Below are 22588 nucleotides of genomic sequence, written 5' to 3' on the forward strand. Positions count from 1 at the left end.
ACTCAGCCCTCAACGGCCAACCCCCGATCAGCCGACTGACACCAAAGTGCTGACCCGGTACATCTAGAGCTCCCGCTGCTCCGGCAGGAGGTCGAGCCCGAACGCCTCCGCGACCGCACGGACGTCGGCGAGGTCGTCGGCGTCGAGCGGATACCCGGAATGGAACGGGATCACCCACTCGGCCGCGATGCAGTCGACCTCGACGCCGCCGATGCGGCCGCGCCCGGTCAGGCTGGCGCGCGGATAGGCGATGCCGATCAACGCCTCCGGCTCATCGCCGGCGAACTCGTACAGGTGCACGTCGACGGCTCCGTCGGGCGACGCGAAGACGGGATTGTGCTCCGGGTGACCCGGTTGCGCACGGTAGCCCAGCGCCACCAGGGCCGACTCCATCCGCTCCTCGCTCGCGATCGGGACCGCGAGGTCGAGGTCGCCGTGCTGCCGCGTCTGGCGGCCGAGGAGCGCGTCGACGCCCCAGCCGCCGTCGACGTGCACGCCGAGCCCGTCGAGGGCGGCGAGCACCCGCAGCACCTCGGCCTCGGTCACGCCTCGACGACGCGACGGCCCTCGAAGGCGCGCCCGAGCGTCACCTCGTCCGCATACTCGAGGTCTCCGCCGACCGGGAGGCCGGACGCGAGGCGCGTGACCGTCAGCCCCGGCTGCACGAGCAGACGCGACAGGTAGGTCGCGGTCGCCTCGCCCTCGAGGTTGGGGTCGGTCGCGATGATGACCTCGTCGACGCTGCCGTCGGCCAGCCGCTTCATCAGCTGCGCGAACCGGAGGTCGTTCGGGCCGATCCCGTCGATCGGGCTGAGCGCGCCGCCGAGCACGTGATAGAGCCCGCGGAACTCGCGCGTACGCTCGATGGCGGCCACGTCCTTCGCCTCCTCCACGACGCAGATGACGTTCTGCGCGCGTCGCGGGTCGCGGCAGATCGAGCAGGTCTCCTGCTCGGCGACGTTGCCGCAGATCGCGCAGAAGTGCACCTTGTCGCGCACCTCCATGAGGATCTGCGCGAGCCGCGTCGTGTCGAAGCTCTCGGTCTGCAGGATGTGGAACGCGATGCGCTGCGCCGACTTGGGTCCGATGCCGGGCAGGCGGCCGAGCTCGTCGATCAGCTCCTGGACGATGCCCTCGTACGCCACTAGCGGTCTTCCTCGGCGACCGGCGGCACGTCGTCGGGCGCGACGTCGAACGTGACCGGCGCGTCGCGCGGTGCGAGCTGCTGCTCCTCGATGAACTCCGCCTTGAGGAGCTCACGGACCACGGCCTCGCCGTAGCGGTTGCCGGACGTGGCCGGGCGGGATCCGGTGCGGCGCGCGCCCGCGTCGGCGGCAGCGGGCTCGGCGGAACGGGATGCCGTCGTCGACGCCGGGGCGGGACGCGGTGCGGCGGAGGGACCCGCCGGGGGCGCGGCCGCCGGCTCGTCGTCGTAGGACGCCGGGATCGACACGACCGCCCAGCCGTCGGCGTCGATCTGAGCCTTCGGGGGCGCGGACGCCTCGGGCTCCTGCACCTCCGGCTCCTGCACCTCAGGCTCCCGCACGTCCGTCTCCGAAGCGGCCTCCCGCGGCGTCGCGGTCTCGGGGGCGTCGGCCTCCCGGGCGTCGCCTTCCGGGACGTCGGGCGCCGTCGGCTCGGCAGCACGTGCCGAAGCCGCGTCGGCACCGTCCTCGACCCGCGGGAGGAACTTCACCCGGAGGCCGAGCACGTCGGCGATCGCGGAGCGCAAGTGCTCGCTGACGCTCTCGGTCGCGCCGGGGCGCGGTCGGAATCCCGCGACGTCGTTCTGACTGCGGAAGCCGAGCGTCAGGACGTCGTCGTCGAGCGCGCGCGGCGTCGCGGTGTAGACGACGAGCCAGGAACCGCGGCTCGCCCTCTGCACCACCTCGAGGATCTCGGGCCAGGCGTCGCGGAGCTGCTGCAGGGTCACCGGCGGCGGCTCCGCTTCGGAGACGACGCCCCGGGGCGCCTGCGCCGTGGAACCGGAGTCGGCGACCGCCTCCACGGGATCGCCATCGGGACGAGGGCTCTCGGCGGGATTCCGGGACGCGTCCGGCCGCGCCGGGCGCTCCTCGACCCGCGGTCGCTCACCTCCCGGCCGCTCGGCGCGCGGCTGCTCCGCGCCCTCGATGCCCACGCGGCGCTCGAGACGCTCCAGACGGGCGAGTGCGCCACGGTCCGTGTCATCGGCGGCCGGGACGAGCAGCCGCGCGATCATGAGCTCCAGATGCAGTCGCGGCGAGGTGGCGCCCGTCATCTCGGTCAGGGCCGTATTGGCGACGTCGGCGGCGCGCGACAACTCGGCGCCGCCGAACGCGGTGGCCTGCACGCCCATCCGGTCGATCTCGTCCTGCGGTACGCCGCGCAGCACCGCCCCCGCACCGTCGCGGGTCGCCGCCACGACGATGAGGTCGCGCAGGCGCTCGAGCAGGTCCTCGACGAACCGACGCGGATCCTGGCCCGTCTGGATGACGCGGTCGATCGCGCCGAACGCGGCGGGGGCGTCGGCGGCGCCGATGGCGTCGACCACCTCGTCGAGCAGCGCGGCGTGCGTGTAGCCGAGCAACCCGACGGCGCGCTCGTACTCGACGGTGCTGCCCTCGGAGCCGGCGATGAGCTGGTCGAGCAGCGAGAGCGTGTCGCGCACCGACCCTCCCCCGGCGCGCACCACGAGCGGGAGCACGCCGGGCTGCACCTCGACGCTCTCCGACTCGCAGAGCCGCTGCAGGTATTCGAGCATCTGGGCCGGCGGCACGAGCCGGAACGGGTAGTGGTGCGTGCGCGAGCGGATGGTGCCGATGACCTTCTCGGGCTCGGTCGTCGCGAAGATGAACTTCACGTGCTCCGGCGGTTCTTCGACGATCTTCAGCAGTGCATTGAAGCCCTGCGGCGTCACCATGTGCGCCTCGTCGAGGATGAAGATCTTGTACCGGTCGCGCGCGGGCGCGAACACCGCCCTTTCGCGGAGGTCGCGGGCGTCGTCGACGCCGTTGTGCGACGCCGCGTCGATCTCCACGACATCCAGCGACCCGCCGCCGTCGCGCCCGAGCTCGACACACGAGGCGCAGACGCCGCACGGGGTGTCGGTCGGCCCCTGGGCGCAGTTGAGGCAGCGCGCGAGGATGCGTGCCGACGTCGTCTTGCCGCAGCCGCGCGGACCGGAGAACAGATAGGCGTGATTGACCCGGTCGGTGCGCAGCGCGGTGCGCAGCGGCTCGGTCACCTGGCTCTGCCCGATCAGCTCCGCGAACGTCTCCGGTCGGTAGCGACGGTAGAGGGCGGTGACCACCCCCTCAGGCTAGTCGGGCGCGCCGACGGCGGCCGGGCGGGATCCCACGGGCAGCCGGCTCCGCAGACGCGCGAGATACGGACGCACGAGCCCGATGAACCAGCGCCAGGTCTCGTCGCGCACGAACAGGAAGTCGACGGCGATCATCGCGAGCGAGAAGGGCCACAGCCCGAGGAACAGGCCGATGCCCAGATGGACGCCGGTGACACCGATGAGCGCGACGATCCTCGTCGGGCGCCAGACCAGGAACACCGGGAACAGCAGCTGCAGGCCCATGGTGGCGTAGGTGAGGAGGTGGACCGGCACATCCCAGGCGGTCACGAGCTGGCTGAGCCACGGGTACGGGCGGAACACGTCGAGCACCAACGAGTAGTAGGTCGCGGTGCCGTTCTTCCACTCCAATCCCTGGAACTTCAGGAGCGCCGAGGTCGCGTACACGAGGAGGATCTGCCACAGACACAGCACCAGCGCCGTGTTGTGCAGCAGATTGCCGGCCCACGCCGGCGCCCAGGACGACGCGACCGCGGCCCTGCGCGGCCGCCGGCGCCTCAGCCAGGAGTCCAGCGACCAGTGCTGCGTCATGTCGGCGAACAGGGCGAACAGGAGGGTCACCCGCATGATCGTGTCGCCGCCGTTCGTCAGCAGGGTGCTGTTGACCTCGAGGCCGATCCAGAACAGCAGGAGGAAGGGTGCGACCCAGCGCGTCCTCCACCCGATGACGAAGAGCACGGCCAGCGCCGCCAGCAGGTAGTAGGCCACATCGAACACGACGACGTTGCTCTTGATGAAGATCGCCTCGAAGAACCACGGATACCCGCGGTTGTCGGCGACCGGGTCGATGAAGCGGGACCCCACGCCCCACAGGTACTGGCGATCGGCCCAGGAGCCGGCGAGAACGATGAGCACGATGACGCCGTAGGTGATGCGGAACATCGCCCAGCTGTACGACGCATGCTTGCTGCCCAGCACCCACGACAGCGTCGTGTCGAGTGTGCGGCCGATGAAACCCCGGGGCTCGCGCTCCGACGGTGTCGCCTCATCCCCGGCCGGCTGGTCGGTGTCCACCTCAGTGCTCATGGCGGCCTCCCGATCGCGCGACGAAGTCGCGGAAGGCGGCGAGCGAGTCGGCGTCGAGCTTCTGGTCGGCCTCCCGCCAGCCGAAGGCCCGCGTCTCCGCCGGGAACTGCCGGGCCGAGGAGGCGCGGTGCGCGAAATCGTTGGGCCGGTGGTAGACGATGCGCCAGCGCACGCGCTCCGCCTTCCGGCCGAAGTACGCGGTCGCGAGCAGGGTCGAGTACTGCACCATCACGTCGTCGTATTGCAGAAGGGATCGCACCGCAGCCGGGTTGTGCCCCAGCGAGTTCAGCTGCGCCGTGAGCTGCGGGTCCGTCCGCTCCGTGTACTGGTCGTCGCCGACGCGGCGGATGAAGGTGTTCAGCACCACCTCCTGCTGATCGCGATCGAGGGCGAGGAAGCGCGTGTTGTAGGCCCGGATGAGGTTCCAGGACTGCTTGACCGCCCGTGACGGCGACGGCTGACCGGCCACATCCGCCAGCTCGAGCTTCGTGGCCGAGAACCACCCGCTCTTCACGAGCCGGCCGGACCCGTCACGCCATTGCGCAGCGATCTCGAGCTCGATGTTGGTCTTCAGGATGTTCGGCGCGAAGACGTTCCAGCTCTGCGTGAAGTAGGGGCTGGCGGTCGACCGCAGCCCGGTGGTAACCCGCTTGAACGGGTCAGCCCCCGGATCGGAGAAGGACAGGCTCGTTGCGACGTAGACGCCGACGAGCACAACCGCGGCGCCCGCCGCGAAGCGGGCGCCGCGAGTGTGTGTCATCAGTGCTGCGAGGCCTTCCGGCGGGCCAGCACGGCGACGCCGGCACCAGCGAGAAGCATCAGCAGCGCCAGGCCGCCGAGCCACGTCACGTCGTCCGACCCGGTGACGGCGAGGCTGCCATCGGGGTCACCCGCCGTGTCGGCAGCGGTGTCCGCCGCCGTGTCGGCTGCCGTGTCGGCTGCGGTGTCCGCGTCCGTCGCGTCCGCGTCGACGTCGGTGTCACTCGGGGCATCCGCGTCGGTGTCAGCAGCGTCCGCGTCGGCGGCGGTCGCGTCGGTATCGGCATCCGCCGCCGCCGCGTCGGTGCCCAGCACCGAAGCGGAGGCCAGGTTGATCGTGCCGAGGGCCGTGCCCGGAAGCAGACCGATCGAGAGCGCGCGCACCGTGAACGAGCCCGCACCCAGATCGCCGACGGCCGGCTGGACGTTGACGGTCAGGCCGACGACCTCGTTCACCGCGGCGACGACCGGGCCCAACAGCCCATTGAGCGAACTCAGGATGGGACCGGTCGCCGTGTTGACCGTGCCGGAGAGCGTCCCCAGGAGGGTGTCGCCCGCCGTGCCGAGAGCGCTGGTCAGCAGACCCACGACCGTGTCGAGCAAGGGGTTCCCGGTCGTCACCGTCGGGTCGGCAACGGTTCCGCCGACCGTGAGGCCACCGCTGATGACGCCGCCGAGGAGAGTGGCGGTCAGGTTGCCGGAGATCGGGAGCGAGGCACTCGTGAGGTTCGTCACGAACTGCTGGACCACCGCCTGCGCGGCGGCGACGATGCCCGCGGTGATCTGCGGGGTGTAGTCGGCCAGGTTCGTGTTCGCCGGCAGGTTGTTGATGTCGATCCCCTGCGACTGCAGCAGCGCCTCGAGGTCCACGGCGATGGTGCCGTTGGCGAGGTCGATCGTCACGCCGTTGGTCGGGACCGTGGTGACCAGGTCGCTGACCGTGGGAAGCGTGACCGACACGGAGCCCGAGAGACTCGCCAGCCCCAGGGCGTCGAGATCCAGGCTGTTGTTCAGAGCGGTGTTGATCGTGGTCTGGAGATCCGAGAGGACCCCGTCGAGCTGATCCGACAGCGCACCCACGGCCGGCGACCCGAGCGAGAACCCGAGGTCACTGATCAGGTAGTGGCTGTCCGGCACTCCGCCGCCGACCTGCGATGCGGTCGCCGCGAGGTGTCCGGTGTTCAGCGAGAGGTCGCTGAGCACGTCGCTCGCCCCGTTGACCTGACCGATCAGGCCGTCGAGCGAGAGCGTCGCGTCGGCGAAGTCGGAGTCGGTGTTCGGGTCGATGGCAATGGCACCCTCGTCCGTCACGGCACCCGAGCCGGCCGTCGCCGTGCCGTCGTCCTGAGCGGTCGCCCGCTGCGCCACGGCGCCGAGCGTCAGGATCCCGTTGTCGCCGCCCAGGTTGCCGAGGTCGGTGCCGCCCAGCTGAAGTGGGACGTTGATGCTGTTCAGCAGCGTCGCCGAGATCGGCTGGTTCGCGTCCGGGTGGACGCCGTTCGGGTTATCCGCGCTCGCCGGCGTGATCTCGACGATGTTGGCCAGATCGGTGCCCGCGACCGTGCCGCTGAGGAACTGGCCGAGGCCTTGCGACACGGAAGGCGTGGCTGCGTTGGCGGCCAGGCCGCTCGCCCCCGCGATTCCGAGCGCCACGACGCCGACTCCGGCGAGCGCGGCTCGCCACTTCTTGCGCTCGGGCTTGCCGAGCAGGACTGAATTCGTCACCGATTTCCCCCAAGTGATTCGGATACACACGTGTCGCGCACCCCCCAGACACGGCGCCAGACAATTCCTCACGCTAGGTGATACGTCGCCGAGAGTCCAGATGTTTTAAAGTATTCTTCAATAGTTAACTAAACTAACGATCGCTCGCATCCGATCGCACCATCAACCGAACACCGCGCCGGGTGGGCTAACCTTGAGCCGGCTCCCCGCGTGGCGCCATCCAGGCCAACTCCCCCAGGGCGGAGACGCAGCAAGGGTAACCGGGCTCTGGCGGGTGCGCGGGGGGTCCTCTCTTCCGGGGGAGACCAACCAGGAGGATTCGCCTAGTGGCCTATGGCGCACGCTTGGAAAGCGTGTTGGGTGCAAGCCCTCGGGGGTTCGAATCCCCCATCCTCCGCTCACGTCACCACGTGTCGGGTGCTCGCACAGCGCCCGCACCGGGGTTCGAATCCCCCATCCTCCGCTCACGTCACCACGTGTCGGGTGCTCGCACAGCGCCCGCACCGGGGTTCGAATCCCCCATCCTCCGCTCACGACGAAACGGGCCGATGACGTGGGGCCGTCGATGACGGAGCCCTCGGACGCCCCCGTCGTGCGGGTGCGCCCACGGACGGGGCTGCTCTGGACGGCGGTCCTGACCCTGCTTCTCGTGACCTCTCCCCTGTACGGGGCCCTCTACTGGTTCGCGATCCCGCACGGGCAGCTGCTCCCGACGCTGTCGGGGCACATCGTGATCGTGCTCGTCGGCATCGCGATCGGGATGCGGCAGCTCGCGGTGTTCGCCGAGGTCCGCGGCGGCCTGCTGCGGGGTAACGGCATCTTCAGTCCGCTGATCGAGGTCGAGGTGTCGCGCATCGCCTCCGTCGACCTGGTGGCCACCTATGTCGGGCTCCGGCCGAACCCGGTGCAGCAACTGCTGGTGCGCGATGCGTCCGGCCGTCGCCTGTTCCGGATGCGCGGCAACTTCTGGCCCGCCAGCGACCTCGTGCGGCTGGCGGCCGCCCTGCCCGTGCCGACCACCGTGACGGCGGAGCCGATCGACGTGAAGGACTTCTTCCGCCGGTATCCGGGCAGCGCGTACTGGTTCGAGAACCGGCCGGCCGTCACCGCGGTCGGGATCGTGCTCGGGCTCGCCGCCGTCGCCGCGGTCGCGGCGGGCGCGATCGCGCTGGCCGGCGAGCCGTTCGCGATCTGAGCGGTCAGACCGCGCCCGGCACCTCGACCGATCCGGTGTCGTCGCTGACGACACCGTGCCGCAGCGGCCGCACCAGTATCCAGAGCGAGGCGAGGGCGACCACCGACGTCGCCGCGATGACGATCCCGGTGTTCGCGGGCGTCACCCCGATCAGTCCGACCACGGGCGAGACCGCGCCGGCCAGGCCGAAGTTCGCCGCCCCCAGCAGCGAGGCCGCCGTCCCCGCTTCGCGTCCATGCCCGGCGAGGGCGAGCACCTGCACCGTGGGGAACGTGAGTCCTGCAGAGGTGACGAGCACGAAGAACGGGATCGCGACCGCCAGAAGCGGAGGATCGCCGAGCCCGTCGAGCACGAGCGCGCCCGCCGCCAGCAGGATCAGCGGCAGGCTGACGACCAGGATGCGTGACGGTGCCACCCGCCGCATGATGCGCGACGCCGACTGCGACGCCACGACGAGCCCGACGGAGTTGATCCCGAACACGAGCCCGAACTCCTGGGCGCTCAGGTGGTATCCGTCCTGGAAGATGAACGGCGATGCCGAGAGATAGGTGAAGACACCCGAGAAGGTCATGCCGCCGATGAACGCGACCCCGATGAAGACCCGATCATGGAAGAGGGCGGCATACCGCTGACGCGTCGTCGCGTGACCCGACATGTGACGCAACTCGGCGGGCAGCGTCTCGCGCACCAGGACGATCGCGGTCAGCAGGATCACGGCGCCGTACCCGGCGAGGCACCAGAACACGCCGCGCCAGTCGAGCACGGCCAGCAGCTGCGATCCGATGACGGGCGCCAGGATCGGCGCGAGCCCGCTCACGAGCGCGAGGCGGGACAGCATCCGGATCAGCGGCTGGCCCCCGAACAGATCGCGCACCATCGCCATCGCGACGACGCCGCCGCCCGCCGCGCCGACGCCCTGCACGACGCGGAGCGCGATGAGCAGCGGCACGCTCGGGGCGAGCGCGACCGCGACGCTCGCGACGACGTGCAACGCCGTCGCGAGCAGGAGCGGCACGCGGCGCCCGACCCGGTCGCTCAGCGGGCCGACGAGCAGCTGCCCGAGGCCGAAGCCGACGGTCGTCGCCGTGAGCGTGAGCTGGATCTGACTGTCGGGCGCGTGGAATTCCGCGGCGACCCGTGGAAACGAGGGCAGGTACAGGTCGATGGTGAAGGGCCCGAGGGCGACGAGTGCTCCGAGCGCGACGACGTAGAGGATCCGTCGGCCGCGCGAGAGCGCGTCGCCCGGGTGGGAGACCGTGGTCACGTGGTCCTTGCCGAGCGGAGAGGATGGCGATGGAGCCGTGCGGCTCGCGCCTACGCTACCGCTCCTGCAGGCCCCATTTCTGGCCGTAGCCGCCGTCGCTCTCGGGCGCGGACATCAGGTCGAGGAACGGCCGCGCATCGAACGCCTCCGGGCCGAGCACACCGACGCCCGACCAGACGCCGGTCGAGAGGAGCTCGAGTGCGATGACCGGGTTGAGCGCGGTCTGCCAGACGACGCACTGGCTCTCGTACTCGCGCATCGTCCACTCGTTGTCGGCGACGTGATAGAGGTACACCTCCCGCGGCGCGCCGTCGCGTCCGGTTCCCGTCACCCACACGCCCGCGCAGGTCTTGCCCGTCATGCGGGGGCCGATGGCGGCCGGATCCGGCAGCGCGGCCGCCACGACGTCGCGGGGGGCGACCTCGACGGGCCCGTTCGCGCTGCGGACGCGCAGCGGGGCGACCGAGTCGAGGTGCAGGGTGTGCAGGGTCTTGAGCACGCCGATGAACTCGTCACCGAGCCCGTACTTGAAGGTCACGCGCTTCGCGTCGAGCCAGCGCGGCATGAGCAGCACCTCCTCGTGCTCGACGTTGACGCACTCCACCGCACCGATGCCCTCGGGGAAGTCGAAGATCTCGGGCTCCGAGAACGGTTCCGTCGTGTACCAGCCGGCCTCCTTCGTCCACACCACCGGTGGGTTCAGGCACTCCTCGATCGTGGTCCAGATCGAGAACGACGGCGCGAAGATCTCGTTGCCGGCCTCGTCGCGCACGACGAGATTCGCCCCGTCGCGCGTGCCGAGCTCGTCGATGCTCTCGAACAGGTGGTCCGCGGCGTAGCGGGCGAAGACATCCGAGAGCCCCGGCTCGACGCCCATGCCCACGAGGGCGAGGCAGCCCGCCTGCTCCCAGTCGGGCGCCTGCTCGAACTGGTCGTCGCCGAGCTTGACGCCGGTCTGCGCGTACGGGCTCTCCGGATGCGGCTCCGAGAGGCTCATCGCCATGTCGAGATAGTCGGCGCCGGCGGCGAGCGCCCCCGCGAACACCGTCGGCACGAACTTGGGCTCGACCGCGTTCATGACGTGGGTCGCCCGATGCTCCCGCGCCAGCGCGGCGACGCTCTCGGGGTCGGAGGCGTCGACCCTCGCGGCGACCAGCCGGGCCGCGGTCTCGGGGCCGTGCTTCGCCGCGATCCAGTCGATCGTGCGCTGCGAGCGGGCCGGGTCGTAGTCGCTCACGACGAGCAGCTCGAAGAAGTCGCGTCGTGCGGCGATCTTGGCGATCGCGTCGCCGACGCCGCCGGCGCCGACCAGGAGGATCCGCATGGGGGAGACGCTATCGGGCTGTGCCCTCCGCGTACACGGTCGGGGCGGGGCCCAGCTCCTCGAGCAGGCGCGACATCGCGACGTACGCACGGTTGCGGTAGGCGACGAGCTCCGCGGCGCCCCCGGCGGGCGGCTCCAGGAAGCCGGACCCGGTCTTCGAGACGCCGTAGTGTCCCGCGTCGATGACCTCCTGGAGCATGGCGGGGGTCGGGAAACGGTCCGGGTACGCGGCGCGCAGCTGCTGGAAGACCATGCCGTAGGTGTCGAGGCCGGCCATGTCGGCGATCGCGAACGGGCCGAAGAAGGGCAGCCGGAAGCCGAGGGTGCCGCGGATGATGGCATCCACGTCCTCGACCGACGCGACGCCTTCCTCGACGACGCGCGCGGCCTCGTTCAGGAGCGCGAACTGCAGCCGGTTCAGCACGAACCCGGTCTTGTCGGCGACGAGCGCCGACACCTTGCCGACCGAGTCGACGACGCCGCGCGCGAAGGCGACGGCCTCGGGCGAGGTCGTCGCGTGCGGGATGATCTCGACCGCGGGGATGAACGGCGAGGGGTTGCTGAAGTGCACCCCCAGGAAGCGCTCCGGTCCGCTCACGGCCTCCGCCATGGTGCCGATCGGGATGCTCGACGTGTTGCTGCCGATCACCGCATCCACCGGCGCGGCGGCGGAGACCCGGCGCAGCGTGTCGAGCTTGATGTCGAGCCGCTCGGGCACCGCCTCCTCGATGAAACGCACCCCCGCGACCGCGTCCTCGAGCTCGTGCGCGCTCAAGCGCTCCGCCATGACGTCCGCCGCGTCGGCGGGGAACAGGCCATCGGCCGCGAAGGCGCGGGCCTCGCCGATGAGGCGCTCCCGGTTGGATCGCGCGACCTCGAGCGTGACGTCCGAGATCCGGACCGGATGGCCGGCGAGCGCGACCACCTGGGCGATGCCGCCTCCCATGTAGCCGGAGCCGACAACGGCGTATGCCTCTTCGGGCATGTTCTTCTCCTTGAGCGATTCGATCAGAAGACGGGCTGCGCGACCCGGCTCGTTCCGGCGGCGTAGTCACCGGTCTCGGGCAGGATGCGACGGAGGTACTCGCGATTGGCGGCGCAGACGCTCAGCCCGTCGCCACCGTAGTGCTCGAGCCCGAAGCTGCCCTGGAACCCCGCGCCGATCGCCATCGCGACGACCTCGCGGTGGTTGACGATGCCGCTCTCCAGCGGCGCGGGGATCGCGAACACCGCCCCGGTGGACGGGTCCTCGTCGCGCTGGTAGCTCTTGGCCTGCCAGTAGTTGGCGTACGGGAGGGTGGCGGCGTACAGGTCGCGCCAGTGCTCCACCGGCCGGTGCAGGCGGATGAGGTTGCCGACGTCCGGGCACAGGCCGACCTCCGGCATCCCGATCTCCTCGACGAGCCGCACCGCCGACGCGGCCGTGCCGAGGTAGGTGTCCTCGTAGAGCTCGAGCGAGATCAGCAGGCCCACCTCGGCCGCGTGCCGCCCGAGTTCCTGAAGCCGGGCCACCGCGAGCGAGCGCACCTCCGGGTCGTCGGAGTCCTTCGGACCGTCGACGGTCCAGAACCACTGGGCCTTCTGCTGCGCGGCCGTCAGCGGCCGGTGCAGACCGAGGCAGACGACCTTCGCGCCGAGCCCCGCCGCTGCGTCGATCGTGCGGTGGTCGTACGCGAGGTTGGCCTCGCCGCTGTCCGGGTCGATCACGCTCTTGCGGGCGACCGGGATCACCGGCACGGTGAGCCCCTGCTCGCGCAGCACCTGCAGCAGCTCGTCGCGACGGGCCTCGGTCAGATCGCCCGGGCGTACCCAGCTGTCGATGAGGTCGACCCGGTCGAACCCCGCGCGGCGGGCCTGGCCGAGCACATCGGCCCACACCGTCGCATCGGCGTCGTGGGCGTTCGGGAACTGCAGCAGCACTGCCGAGAGGGGCCAGTCGGCGGCGTTCAGCGGCATCGTCACGTCCTTCGCACGGGTGTCCGGATTCGGGATCCACGCTACCGCGGCCCGGAGGCGCGGCCCGCCGGATGCCGGAGGGGCCTCCGCATTCGGCAGACCGCGCGGTCCGATCGCGGCCTACGCGCGACCGAGTTCGATCGCGGTCCAGGACACCGCGGGCACGGTGATCGTCAGGGTGTCGCCGTCCACCACGGCCGACCCGTTGCCGTGGGGCGCGACCCGCTCGGGCTGCTCGAGCGTGTTGCGGGCGTTGACGTCGTCGTCCGAGATCGTCTGCGCCGAGAGCACGTTCACCCCACCGAGCCCGCCGACGTCGATGCTCACGGTGGCGGAGTCGGTCTGCGATCGGTTGACCAGGAACACGGCGGTGCGCCCGGTCGCGTCGTCGTGCGTGGCGACCGCGTCGAGCTGCGGGACCTCGCCGTACAGGGCGGTCTCGTACGTCGGCGACTCGAGCTTGACCTCGAGCGCGCGCCCGCCCGCGAGCCTCGACGTGATCGCGAACGGGAAGAACGTCGTCTGACGCCAGGCCGGTCCGCCCGGCTCGGTCATGATCGGTGCGATGACGTTGACGAGCTGGGCCAGCGAGGCCGCGGTCACGCGATCGGCATGCTTGAGCAGCGAGATGAGCAGCCCGCCCACGACGACCGCGTCGGCGACCGAATAGACGTCCTCGAGGAGGCGGGGAGCCTTCGGCCAGGACTCGATGCCCTCGATCCGATCCACGTCGCGGTATCGGTCCTGGTACCAGACGTTCCACTCGTCGAACGAGATGTCGATCGTCTTCGTGCTGCGCTTGACCGCCTTGACGTGATCGGCCGTGTCGATCACCGTCTCGATGAAGCGGTCCATGTCGACGGGCGACGCGAGGAAGCTCCCGAGGTCGCCATCGCGCTCCTGGTAATAGGCATGGCACGAGATGAAGTCGACGTCGTCGTAGGCCTCCATCAGCACCTCCCGCTCCCAGGACCCGAAGGTCGGCATGTGCGCGTTCGAGGAGCCGCACACGACGAGCTCGACGCGCTCGTCCAGCTGGCGCAGGGCCTTGGAGACCTGGGAGGCGAGCTTGCCGTAGTCGGTGCCGGAGCGATGGCCGAGCTGCCACGGGCCGTCCATCTCGTTGCCGAGGCACCACATCCTGACATCGAACGGCTCGGTGCGGCCGTTCGCGATCCGACGATCGGACAGCGTCGATCCGGATGCCACGTTCGCGTATTCGAGCAGATCGAGGGCTTCCAGCGTGCCGCGGGTGCCCAGGTTCAGGGCGAGCATCAGCTCGCCGCCGACCTTGTCGAGCCACGCGCCGAACTCATGCAGTCCCACCTCGTTCGTCTCGGTGGAGTGCCAGGCGAGGTCGAGCCGCGTGGGGCGCTCCTCGCGCGGTCCCACGCTGTCCTCCCAGCGGAAGCCGGAGACGAAGTTGCCGCCGGGGTAGCGCACGGTCGAGACGCCGAGCTCGCGCACGAGGTCGATGACGTCCTGCCGGAAGCCGTCGGCATCCGCGCTCGGATGACCGGGCTCATAGAGCCCGTCGTAGACGCACCGGCCGAGGTGCTCGACGAAGGAGCCGAACAGGCGCCGGTTGATGGGACCGACCTCGAAATGGGGGTCGATGGTGAGACGGGCGGAGATCATCGCTGGCTTTCTGCTACGGACGGATGCGGGAGAGGGTCGGTCGGCTGGTGCGCGACTACTTGAGGCTGCCGATCGAGAGCCCGCCCCGCCAGTAGCGCTGGAGAGTCAGGAACGCGATCACGAGCGGGACCACCGAGATGAGCGAGCCCATCACGATGAGGCTCCAGAGGGAGTGCCCGCCGCCGTTGTTGCCCGAGGCAAGACCCTGCCAGACGCCGATCCCCACGGTGACCGGGTACAGGGTCTTGTCGCTGAGCATCACGAGCGGCAGGAAGTAGTTGTTCCACGTCGCGACCATCGACAGCAACAGGACCGTGACGATCGCGGGCCGCATGAGCGGCAGAGCCACCTGCAGGAAGGTGCGCAGCTCGCCCGCCCCGTCGACGCGGGCGGCATCGAGCAGCTCGTCGGGCACGGCGTCGCCGATGTAGACGCGCATCAGATAGACGCCGAACGGATTCAGCAGCGAGGGCAGGATGACCGCCCAGATCGTGTTGGTCAGTCCCGCGTCCGAGGCGAGGATGAACGTCGGGATCACCAGTGCCGTGAGCGGCACCATGACGGCTCCGAGGAGGAGCGAGAACATCAGGTTGCGACCGCGGAAGGCGAACTTCGCGAAGCCGTAGCCCGCGAGGATGGAGACGATCGTCGACCCGACGCCGCCGGCCACCGCGTACAGCGCGGAATTGCCGATCCAGTGCAGGTAGATGCTGCCGTCGTACGTGAAGAGGTCCTGCAGGTTCGCGAGGTAGCCGACGTTCTTGTCGAACCACATCGACCCCCCGGTGCCTCCGAACAGCCCGGCCGCGTCCTTCGAGCTGTTGACGACCATCCAGTACACCGGGATGAGGAAGTAGACGACGAGGATCCCGAGGAAGATGTGCGCCGGCACGATCCCCCGCCGGCGGCGGCCGCCGAGTCGGCGCCCGGATGCGGCGCCGCGTTCGAAGGCCCGTGTCGAGTCCAGGGCAGTGACCGTCATGAGAGGAAGCTCCCGCGCTTGCGAGTGAGGAACAGGAAGATGTACACGCAGACGAAGACGACGACGCCCAGGGCGAATGAGAGCGCCGAGGCGTAGTTGAACTGGGCGTACGAGAAGGCCGTGAAGTAGGCGTAGAGGTTCGGCGTGAAGTCCTGCGTGATGCCGCCGTTCGAGATCGTGCGCAGCACGCTCGGCTCGGTGAAGAACTGCAGGGTGCCGATGAGGGCGAAGACCAGGATCAGCAGCAGCGCGTTCGTGACGAGCGGCAGCTTGATCCGCAGGGCGATCTGGCGGGCGTTGGCACCGTCGATCCGCGCGGCCTCGTACAAGGTGGGGTCGATGCCCTGCAGCGCCGCGTAGATGATGATCATGTAGTAGCCGGCCCACTGCCACGTGACGATGTTCATGAGGCCGCCGAACACGTGCGAGGCGTCGAGCAGGAACGGTGCCTTCAGCCCGACCAGTCCGAACAGCTGCCCGAGCGGGCCGAACGTCGGGCTGTACAGGAAGCCCCACATGATGGCGCCGATGACGGCCGGGATGGCGTACGGCAGGAAGATCATCAACCGCGCGAATCGCGCGAAGCGGGTCGTGACCGCGTCGAGCACGAGCGCGATCGCGAGCGAGATGATCATCTGCACCGGGATCAGCACGAGCGAGAAGCCGACGACGAACGCGACACCGCCGAGGAACGACGGATCGGTGAACGCCTTGATGTAGTTGTCGAGCGGCGCGAACACCGTCCCGGTCGCCAGCCCCTTGGTGAACAGGCTGTTGTAGAACGCGTACAGCAGCGGGGCGACGAGGAAGACGAGGAAGACGAGGGTGAACGGCAGGATGAACATCCAGCCGGTGAGGGTGCGGCGCCGATTGGCCGCGCGCTGCGCGGGCGAGGTCGGCACCTGGGGAACTCGAGCGCGTCGCGTCGGCGCGAGCGCGGAGGCAGAGGTCATTCGGGAGGCCCTTCGAATGAGTGGATGCGGAAATCGGGTGGCCGGACCGGCCTGAACCGGCCCGGCCACCCCGGTCTCACTTGACCGTGAAGCCCTGCTGCTTGGCGTACTTGACCACGGCGTCCTGCACGGCCGCGGCGGCGCCCGCGCCGTCGATCTTGCCGCCGTTGATCGCCGTCAGCTGCTTCTGCAGCTGCGCGTAGTAGTACACCTGGAACGGGCTGTAGGTGAATCCCTTGTACCCGTTCTCGGCCGGGATGTAGACCTCGCCGTAGGCCTTCTGACCGCCGAAGAAGTCGAGCGGGTAGTCCGCGATCTCCTTCGACTTCAGCACGGTCTGGTTGAGCGGGAAGATCACGAGGTTCTTCCACCCGTTCTCGAGCGAGGCGGGATCGGCGTCCAGCCCGAGAGCGACCTCTGCGGCGAGCTTCTTGTCCTTCGCCTGGGTCGTCACGGCGAACGCCGAGCCGCCCCAGTTGACCGAGACCGGGTTGCTGGGATCCCACTGCGGCAGTGGCGCCACGGCGAACTGCCCCTTGTCGTTGCCCTTGCCGACGCCGGCGCCGGTCAGATAGCCCGGTGCCCACGCCGCGGAGACGTAGGTGGCGTACTTGCCGCCCACGACGCCCGAGATGTACTCGGCCGTGAACTGGTCAGCCGTTCCGACGAGGCCCTTCTTGACCAGGCCGGCCCAGTAGTCGAGCACCTGCTTGGATGCCGGGTCGTCGAGCTTGACGCCGACCTCCTTGGGCTTGGTCGGGTCGTACTGGAACGGATGGGCGCCCTTCTGGATCTGCAGCGCCATCATGACCGCGGGCACGTTGCCGCCGAGGTCGCCGAACAGCGGACCGCCGGCGTCCTTGACCTTCTGCGCGTCCGCGGCGTACTCGTCCCAGGTGGCCGGGGGCTTCGTGATGCCGTACTTCGCGAAGATGTCCTTGCGGTAGATGAGGCCCATCGGGCCGCCGTCGATGGGCGCCGCGTAGACCGCGTCGCCGACCGAGACGTCCTTCCAGGCGCCCGCGCTGAAGTTCTTCTTCACCTTGTTCGCGCCGTACTTGCTGATGTCGACGAGCGCGCCCTGGATGACGTAGTTGGCCAGGTGGTCGGCCTCGAGCATCACCACGTCGGGAGCGCCCTTCTTGGCCGAGACGGCGGTCTGGAACTTGTCGTACTCGTCGCCGCCCTGGCCGACGTTGTTCCAGCAGACCTGCACGTCGGTGTGGCTCTTGTTGAAGTTGTCGACGACCAGCTGCGTGTTGGGGTACCAGGCCCAGGCGGTCACCTTGGGCGCGTCCTTGTGGATGATCTTGTTGGTGCACTTCGCGTTCGCGTTCGCGTCGGCGCCGCCTCCGCCGCCTCCACTGCACGCCGCGAGCCCGGCGGCCATGACCAGAGCGGTCAGGCCGGCGATGAGAGCTCTCTTCTTCACTGTGATCGATTCCCTTCGAGGTGCGATGGACTTCGTTGTCGGACTGCACGGCCGCACGCGCGCCGGGCACCCCGTCGACGAGGGGGCGGCGCCAGGGGCACCGGATCCTCATCGACCCGTACAGCTCGACTGCCGAGCCGCTCTACAACGTTGTACGGTAAACGTTGTAGAAGCATCTTTGGACATCTCCGGCGCCCGTGTCAAGACACCGGCGACCGACCGTCAGATCGCGGGCGTCGATTCCCGATGGACGATGCGGAAGGCCGCCATGATCTCCCGCCGTTCCTGGTCGAGCCGTCCGGCGATCCGGTCGACGAGCAGCTCGATCGAGGTCTCGACGATCTCGGGCAACCCCGGATCGATCGTGGAGAGGCTCGGAATCGAGTACGCGGCGTCGTCGAGGTTGTCGAACCCGAGAACCGCGACGTCATCCGGAATGACGATGTGCGCCTCCTGCAGCGCACGCATCGCACCGAAGGCCAGGTTGTCGTTGAACGCGAAGAGCGCGTCGAAACGCGCGCCCGACGCGATCAGACGCCGCGTCACCTCGGCGCCATCGCGTCGGTGCCAGGGCAGCGCATAGCCGACCAGCTCCTCGCGGAACGGCTCCCCGGCCGCGTCCAGGGCCTCCCGGTATCCCCGCAGCCGGAGTCCGGCGGATCCGATCACCTCGCCCTCGTGGGCTCCGACGACCGCGATCCGGCGGCGGCCGAGACCGAGGAGGAACTCGGTGCCCGCTCGCGCCGCCTCCACGTTGTGCATCGTGACGTGGTCGGTCGGGCCGCCGAAGATGCGCTCCCCGAGCAGCACGAGCGGGTACGGCCGGCGCAGCAGCTCGGCGTCCTCCTGCTGCAGGCCGAGCGCGCTGAAGAGCAGGCCGTCCGTCATCTTGCGGCGGGCACCACTGAGCACGTCGAGCTCGCGCTGGCGGTCGCCGCCGGTCTGCTCGATCAAGACCGTGAGCCCGCGCTGCTCGGCGGCCGCGATCATCCGGTCGGCGAGCTCCGCGAAGTAGCTGCTGAGACTGAGCTCGGGCACGGCGAGGCCGATGAGGCCCGTGCGCCCCGAGCGCAGACTGCGCGCCGACGGGTTGGGCTGATAGGAGAGCTCGGCGATCGCCGCCTCGACCTTGGCCCGCGTCTCCGCCCGGATGTGCGGGTAGTCGTTGATGACGTTCGAGACCGTCTTGATCGAGACCCCGGCGAGCTGCGCCACATCGTGGAGCGTGGAGGCCATCGCCGCTCCTCACCGCGCGCGGGGTGCGCGTCGGCTCACTCTACAACGTTGTACTCACCCACCCGCCCCGTACGCGCGAGTTCCGAGAACCAACGTCCGCTGTCCTTCACGAGCCGGTTCTGGGTGTCGTAGTCGACGCGCACGATGCCGAAGCGCTTGGTGAATCCGAACGACCACTCGAAATTGTCCAGGAGCGACCAGACGAAGAATCCACGCAGATCCGCGCCGCGCTCCATGGCCCGATGCGCCGCGACGAAATGACGGTGCAGATAGGCGACGCGGGCGTCGTCGTGCACGGCGCCGTCCTCCACCCGATCGGGGAACGCGGCGCCGTTCTCGGTCACGGCGAGCGGGAGGCCGAACTCCTCGTGCGAGCGCACCAGCAGCTCCTCGAGGCCCGACGGGTCGATGTTCCACCCCATGGCGGTGAGCGGACCGGTCTCCGGCAGCCACTCGATCCCCTGCGTCGAGGGGAACACCGGTGAGCCGGGGGCGCCGTCGGCGAGCCGTACCCGGCTCGTCGAGTAGTAGTTGATGCCGAGCAGATCGATCGGCTGGTGGATGAGCTCGAGATCGCCCGGGCGCACGAATCCGAAGTCGCTCACCGCGCGCTGATCGGCGAGCAGGTCCTCCGGATAGCGCCCGTGCAGCATCGGGTCGAGGAAGATCCGGTTGCCGACGGCATCCACCCGGCGCACCGCCTCGTCGCCGCCCTGCCCGCCGGGCTCGCCGTCGGCGGCGCGCACGACGTGCAGGTTGAGCGTCACGGCGACCGTCGGGTCGTTGGTGGCGGCGCGGCGGATCTCGGGCACCGCGAGCCCGTGCGCGAGATTGAGGTGATGGGCCGCCGCCAGCGAGGCCGCGGGGTCGGTGCGACCCGGAGCGTGGATGCCGGCCGCATATCCGAGGAACGCCGAGCACCACGGCTCGTTGAGCGTGATCCACCCCGCGACGCGATCGCCGAGCGCCTCGACCGTGCGCGCGCTGTACTCGGCGAAGCGCGCGGCGGTGTCGCGGTTCGTCCAGCCGCCGAGGTCCTCGAGCTCCTGCGGCAGGTCCCAGTGGTAGAGCGTCGCCCACGGCTGGATGCCGCGCGCCAGCAACCCGTCGACGAGCCGCGAGTAGAACGAGAGCCCCGCCTCGTTGACCCGGCCCGACCCGCCCGGCTGCACCCGCGGCCACGCGATCGAGAAGCGATAGGCGCCGGCGCCGAGCTCCGCCATGAGGTCGAGGTCGGCCTCCCAGCGGTGATAGTGGTCGTCGGCGACGTCGCCCGTGCGACCATCCTCGATGCGGCCAGGGGCGTGGCTGAAGGTGTCCCAGATCGACGGCGTGCGCCCGTCCTCCCGGACCGCTCCCTCGATCTGGTACGACGCGGTCGCCGTGCCGAACAGGAACCCGTCCGGGAATTCGGTGCCGGGCCGGTGGTAGCGGTCGTCGCCGGGGTCGCTCACGCGCCCCACTCTACGGAGGTGGGATCGGCGAGCACGGCACCGAGGGCGTGCTCCGCAGCGCCGACCAGCAGCCGGTCATCGCCGAGCCCGGCGGCCGCGAGCCGCACCCCGCCGGCCGCGACCGGCACGGCGAGCTCCTCGACGTGCCGGCGCAGGCCGTCGGGATCCGACTCGAGCAGGGTCGCCAGATACCCCCCGAGCACGATGAGCTCCGGATCGAGCACGTTGACCGCGGTCGCCAGCGACGCGGCGAGCACCCGGCGCTGGCGGGCGAGCTCGTCGCGGATATCGGCGCGGTCGGTCGCGAGCAGGGCCGCCGCGAGCTCCGGCTCGGTGGCCGACGGCAGCCCGAGCGCGGCGAGCAGCCCGTCGCGCCCGACCTCCTCCTCGAGCACGCCCCGCGCGGAGGTGCGGTCGGCGGGATCGACGAAGCCGGCGGGGCTCTGCCCGAGTTCGCCCGCGAAGCCGCCGTGGCCGCCGAGCGGAGCGCCCCCGACGATGATGCCGCCGCCGATGCCGCTCGCGCCGCCGTTGAGATAGAGGAGGTCGTCGACGCCCCGACCGGCGCCGAAGAGGTGCTCGGCGAGCGCGCCGAGAGTCGCGTCGTTGCCGACCGCCACCGGCCGGGCGGTCGCGCGCTCGACGAGGTCGCGCAGCGGCGCGTCGGTCCAGCCCAGGTGCGGCGCCCAGCGCACGACGCCGTCGGCCTCGCTCACCAGCCCGGGGACCGCGAGGCCCACCCCCGCCACCCGGCGCCCGGGAATCCCCGCCACGACCCGTGCGGCGAGCGCCGCGGTCTCCTCCGGCGTCGGCACGTGCCCCAGCTCGTGGCGCTCGTGCGCCTCGACCCGCGCGCCGAGGCCGACGACCGCCGTGGTGATGGCATCGACCTCGGGGTTCACCGCGACCACGACGAGACGCGGGTCCGCCGCGACGACCGGCGACGGGCGGCCCACCCGGTTGGTGGCCTCCGGGGCGGCCTCCCGCACGAGGCCCCGCGCGGCGAGGTCGGAGACCAGCCCGCCGACCGTCGAGCGGTTCAGGCCGGTCTGGGCGGTGATCCACGCGCGGGGCACCGGACCCTCCCGATGCACCAGCCGGAGCACCGCGGCGAGGTTGCCCCGGCGGACGTCGTCGAGGCCGCTCGCACCGCTCGCCATCAGGTGAGCCGGCGGGTGCTGTCGCGCACGACGAGGCGCGACTCCAGGTCGACGTGGAGGTGATCCGGCTGGTCGCCGTCGCGCAGTCGGACCACGAGGCGCACCGCCTCGGCCGCCATCTCGGCGAGCGGCTGGCGCACGGTCGTGAGCGGCGGTCCGGCCCAGCGCGCGACGTTGACGTCGTCGTAGCCGACGACCGAGAGATCGTCCGGGATCCGGATGCCGCGCCGCCGCGCCGCCTCGTACACCCCGAGAGCCTGGGTGTCGCTGCTCGCGAAGATCGCCGTCGGCCGCCGCGGCAGGTCGAGCAGCTGCTCGCCGGCGCGCAGCCCCTCGTCGAAGTGGAAGCGATCCGTGCCGACGATGAAGTCCGCGCGCACGTCGAGTCCCGCCCCCTCGAGCGCGGCCCGGTATCCCGACAGCCGCGCGGTCGAGCACATCATGTCCTCCGGGCCGCCGACGATCGCGATGTCGCGGTGACCGAGGTCGACGAGGTGCCGGGTCGCGCCGTACCCGCCGGACCAGTTGGCGGTGCCGATCGACGGCACGTCCGCCGCGGGGGCCCCCGAGGGGTCGACGACGACGAACGGGATGTTGCGCGCGCGCAGCTGATGGCGGTGATCCGGCGACAGGTCGGAGAAGACCAGGATGACGCCCATCGGCCGGCGGCGCATCGCCCCCTCGATCCAGTCGGGGCTCGGCTTGTGCCGGTCGCCGCTGACCGTGATGAGCATGCTCAGGTCGAGATCGCGCGCCGTGCGCTCGACGCCCGCGATGATCTCGATCGCCCAGGCGCTGTCGATCTCGGAGAACACGACCTCGACCAGCGGCGCGACCGTGAGGGGCGTGTTGCGGCGGTTGTAGCCGTGGTCGCGCAGGAGCTCCTCGACCCGGCGCCGAGTGGCCTCCGAGACGCCGGCGCGGCCGTTCAGCACCTTGGAGACCGTCGAGATCGAGACGTCGGCGTCGTCCGCCACGCGCGAGAGGGTCGCCCGCGTCATCGCGGGACGTTCGACAGTATCGCCCGACATGGCGCAACTCTACTCAGGGGCCTGGTCACGCCCGGGGAGCGGTGATATGTTGCCGGAAACGACTTATCCACCACCTGTTTCATCCACGACGCTGTGATTCGGAGAATCCC

The 22588-nt window shown here is 70.4% G+C and carries 19 protein-coding genes, 1 tRNA gene and 1 other RNA gene; 3 read left to right on the forward strand and 18 right to left on the reverse strand.

Features of this window, described 5'->3' with window-relative positions:
• Window positions 1-63: 63 nt before the first annotated feature.
• From ABD285_RS00645 to ABD285_RS00670, 6 genes are read right to left on the reverse strand one after another with little or no spacing between them, the layout of a single operon-like run.
• Window positions 64-546, reverse strand: coding sequence for a nucleotidyltransferase domain-containing protein (locus tag ABD285_RS00645; RefSeq protein ID WP_284253340.1), 483 nt, complete (start codon window positions 544-546; stop codon window positions 64-66).
• Window positions 543-1145 carry a recombination mediator RecR gene (gene recR / locus ABD285_RS00650; protein ID WP_284253341.1) on the reverse strand — a complete coding sequence of 201 codons (603 nt, stop codon included), beginning with the start codon at window positions 1143-1145 and terminating at the stop codon, window positions 543-545. Before recR ends, ABD285_RS00645 begins: the two co-directional genes overlap by 4 nt.
• Window positions 1145-3292 (reverse strand): DNA polymerase III subunit gamma and tau, encoded by a 2148-nt coding sequence (locus ABD285_RS00655; RefSeq protein WP_344199430.1) that lies wholly within the window; start codon window positions 3290-3292, stop codon window positions 1145-1147. Before ABD285_RS00655 ends, recR begins: the two co-directional genes overlap by 1 nt.
• Window positions 3293-3301: 9 nt before the next feature.
• Window positions 3302-4369, reverse strand: a complete 1068-nt coding sequence (locus ABD285_RS00660; protein ID WP_284253342.1) for an HTTM domain-containing protein — start codon at window positions 4367-4369, stop codon at window positions 3302-3304.
• Complete coding sequence (locus tag ABD285_RS00665) at window positions 4359-5129, reverse strand: DUF5819 family protein (RefSeq protein ID WP_284253343.1); 771 nt, start codon at window positions 5127-5129, stop codon at window positions 4359-4361. Before ABD285_RS00665 ends, ABD285_RS00660 begins: the two co-directional genes overlap by 11 nt.
• Entirely contained in the window at window positions 5129-6853 is a 1725-nt protein-coding gene (locus tag ABD285_RS00670) for a choice-of-anchor G family protein (protein ID WP_284253344.1), read from the reverse strand. Before ABD285_RS00670 ends, ABD285_RS00665 begins: the two co-directional genes overlap by 1 nt.
• 197 nt (window positions 6854-7050) lie before the next feature.
• Here ABD285_RS00670 and ffs point away from each other — a divergent pair.
• The 3 genes from ffs to ABD285_RS00685 all read left to right on the forward strand — a co-directional run bounded on the left by ffs (window position 7051) and on the right by ABD285_RS00685 (window position 8048).
• Window positions 7051-7147: signal recognition particle sRNA small type (ffs, locus tag ABD285_RS00675), an RNA gene on the forward strand.
• A gap of 18 nt (window positions 7148-7165) precedes the next feature.
• Window positions 7166-7250 (forward strand) — tRNA-Ser (locus tag ABD285_RS00680).
• Window positions 7251-7418: 168 nt separating this feature from the next.
• A complete protein-coding gene (locus ABD285_RS00685) occupies window positions 7419-8048 on the forward strand; it encodes a hypothetical protein (protein WP_284253345.1) in 630 nt (209 codons plus the stop codon).
• 4 nt (window positions 8049-8052) lie between these two features.
• On the opposite strand, the gene ABD285_RS00690 is transcribed toward ABD285_RS00685, so the two are convergent.
• The 12 genes from ABD285_RS00690 to ABD285_RS00745 all read right to left on the reverse strand — a co-directional run bounded on the left by ABD285_RS00690 (window position 8053) and on the right by ABD285_RS00745 (window position 22478).
• A complete protein-coding gene (locus tag ABD285_RS00690) occupies window positions 8053-9312 on the reverse strand; it encodes a multidrug effflux MFS transporter (protein ID WP_284253346.1) in 1260 nt (419 codons plus the stop codon).
• Between the two features lie 55 nt (window positions 9313-9367).
• Window positions 9368-10636 (reverse strand): saccharopine dehydrogenase family protein, encoded by a 1269-nt coding sequence (locus ABD285_RS00695; RefSeq protein WP_344199437.1) that lies wholly within the window; start codon window positions 10634-10636, stop codon window positions 9368-9370.
• A 10-nt stretch (window positions 10637-10646) separates the two neighbouring features.
• Complete coding sequence (locus ABD285_RS00700) at window positions 10647-11621, reverse strand: 3-hydroxyacyl-CoA dehydrogenase family protein (protein ID WP_284253347.1); 975 nt, start codon at window positions 11619-11621, stop codon at window positions 10647-10649.
• Between the two features lie 23 nt (window positions 11622-11644).
• Window positions 11645-12592: a sugar phosphate isomerase/epimerase family protein gene (locus ABD285_RS00705; RefSeq protein ID WP_284253348.1), complete on the reverse strand. Its 948-nt coding sequence runs from the start codon at window positions 12590-12592 to the stop codon at window positions 11645-11647.
• 120 nt (window positions 12593-12712) lie between these two features.
• The gene (gene arfA / locus ABD285_RS00710; protein WP_284253349.1) at window positions 12713-14230 is read right to left on the reverse strand and encodes an arabinosylfuranosidase ArfA; all 1518 of its coding nucleotides are present in this window, start codon (window positions 14228-14230) and stop codon (window positions 12713-12715) included.
• A 55-nt stretch (window positions 14231-14285) separates the two neighbouring features.
• On the reverse strand, window positions 14286-15212 hold the full coding sequence (locus tag ABD285_RS00715) for a carbohydrate ABC transporter permease (protein ID WP_344199442.1): 927 nt from the start codon (window positions 15210-15212) through the stop codon (window positions 14286-14288).
• On the reverse strand, window positions 15209-16114 hold the full coding sequence (locus ABD285_RS00720) for a carbohydrate ABC transporter permease (RefSeq protein ID WP_284253351.1): 906 nt from the start codon (window positions 16112-16114) through the stop codon (window positions 15209-15211). Before ABD285_RS00720 ends, ABD285_RS00715 begins: the two co-directional genes overlap by 4 nt.
• A gap of 127 nt (window positions 16115-16241) precedes the next feature.
• A complete protein-coding gene (locus ABD285_RS00725) occupies window positions 16242-17597 on the reverse strand; it encodes an ABC transporter substrate-binding protein (RefSeq protein ID WP_284253353.1) in 1356 nt (451 codons plus the stop codon).
• Between the two features lie 222 nt (window positions 17598-17819).
• Window positions 17820-18833, reverse strand: coding sequence for a LacI family DNA-binding transcriptional regulator (locus ABD285_RS00730; protein WP_284253354.1), 1014 nt, complete (start codon window positions 18831-18833; stop codon window positions 17820-17822).
• A 35-nt stretch (window positions 18834-18868) separates the two neighbouring features.
• The gene (locus ABD285_RS00735) at window positions 18869-20287 is read right to left on the reverse strand and encodes a GH1 family beta-glucosidase (RefSeq protein ID WP_344199445.1); all 1419 of its coding nucleotides are present in this window, start codon (window positions 20285-20287) and stop codon (window positions 18869-18871) included.
• Window positions 20284-21447 (reverse strand): ROK family protein, encoded by a 1164-nt coding sequence (locus tag ABD285_RS00740; protein WP_344199447.1) that lies wholly within the window; start codon window positions 21445-21447, stop codon window positions 20284-20286. The genes ABD285_RS00735 and ABD285_RS00740 overlap by 4 nt, the downstream gene beginning before the upstream one ends.
• The gene (locus ABD285_RS00745; protein WP_344199449.1) at window positions 21447-22478 is read right to left on the reverse strand and encodes a LacI family DNA-binding transcriptional regulator; all 1032 of its coding nucleotides are present in this window, start codon (window positions 22476-22478) and stop codon (window positions 21447-21449) included. The genes ABD285_RS00740 and ABD285_RS00745 overlap by 1 nt, the downstream gene beginning before the upstream one ends.
• Between the last annotated feature and the right edge of the window lie 110 nt (window positions 22479-22588).

Source organism: Pseudolysinimonas kribbensis (genome assembly GCF_039531715.1).
Taxonomy (GTDB): domain Bacteria; phylum Actinomycetota; class Actinomycetes; order Actinomycetales; family Microbacteriaceae; genus Pseudolysinimonas; species Pseudolysinimonas kribbensis.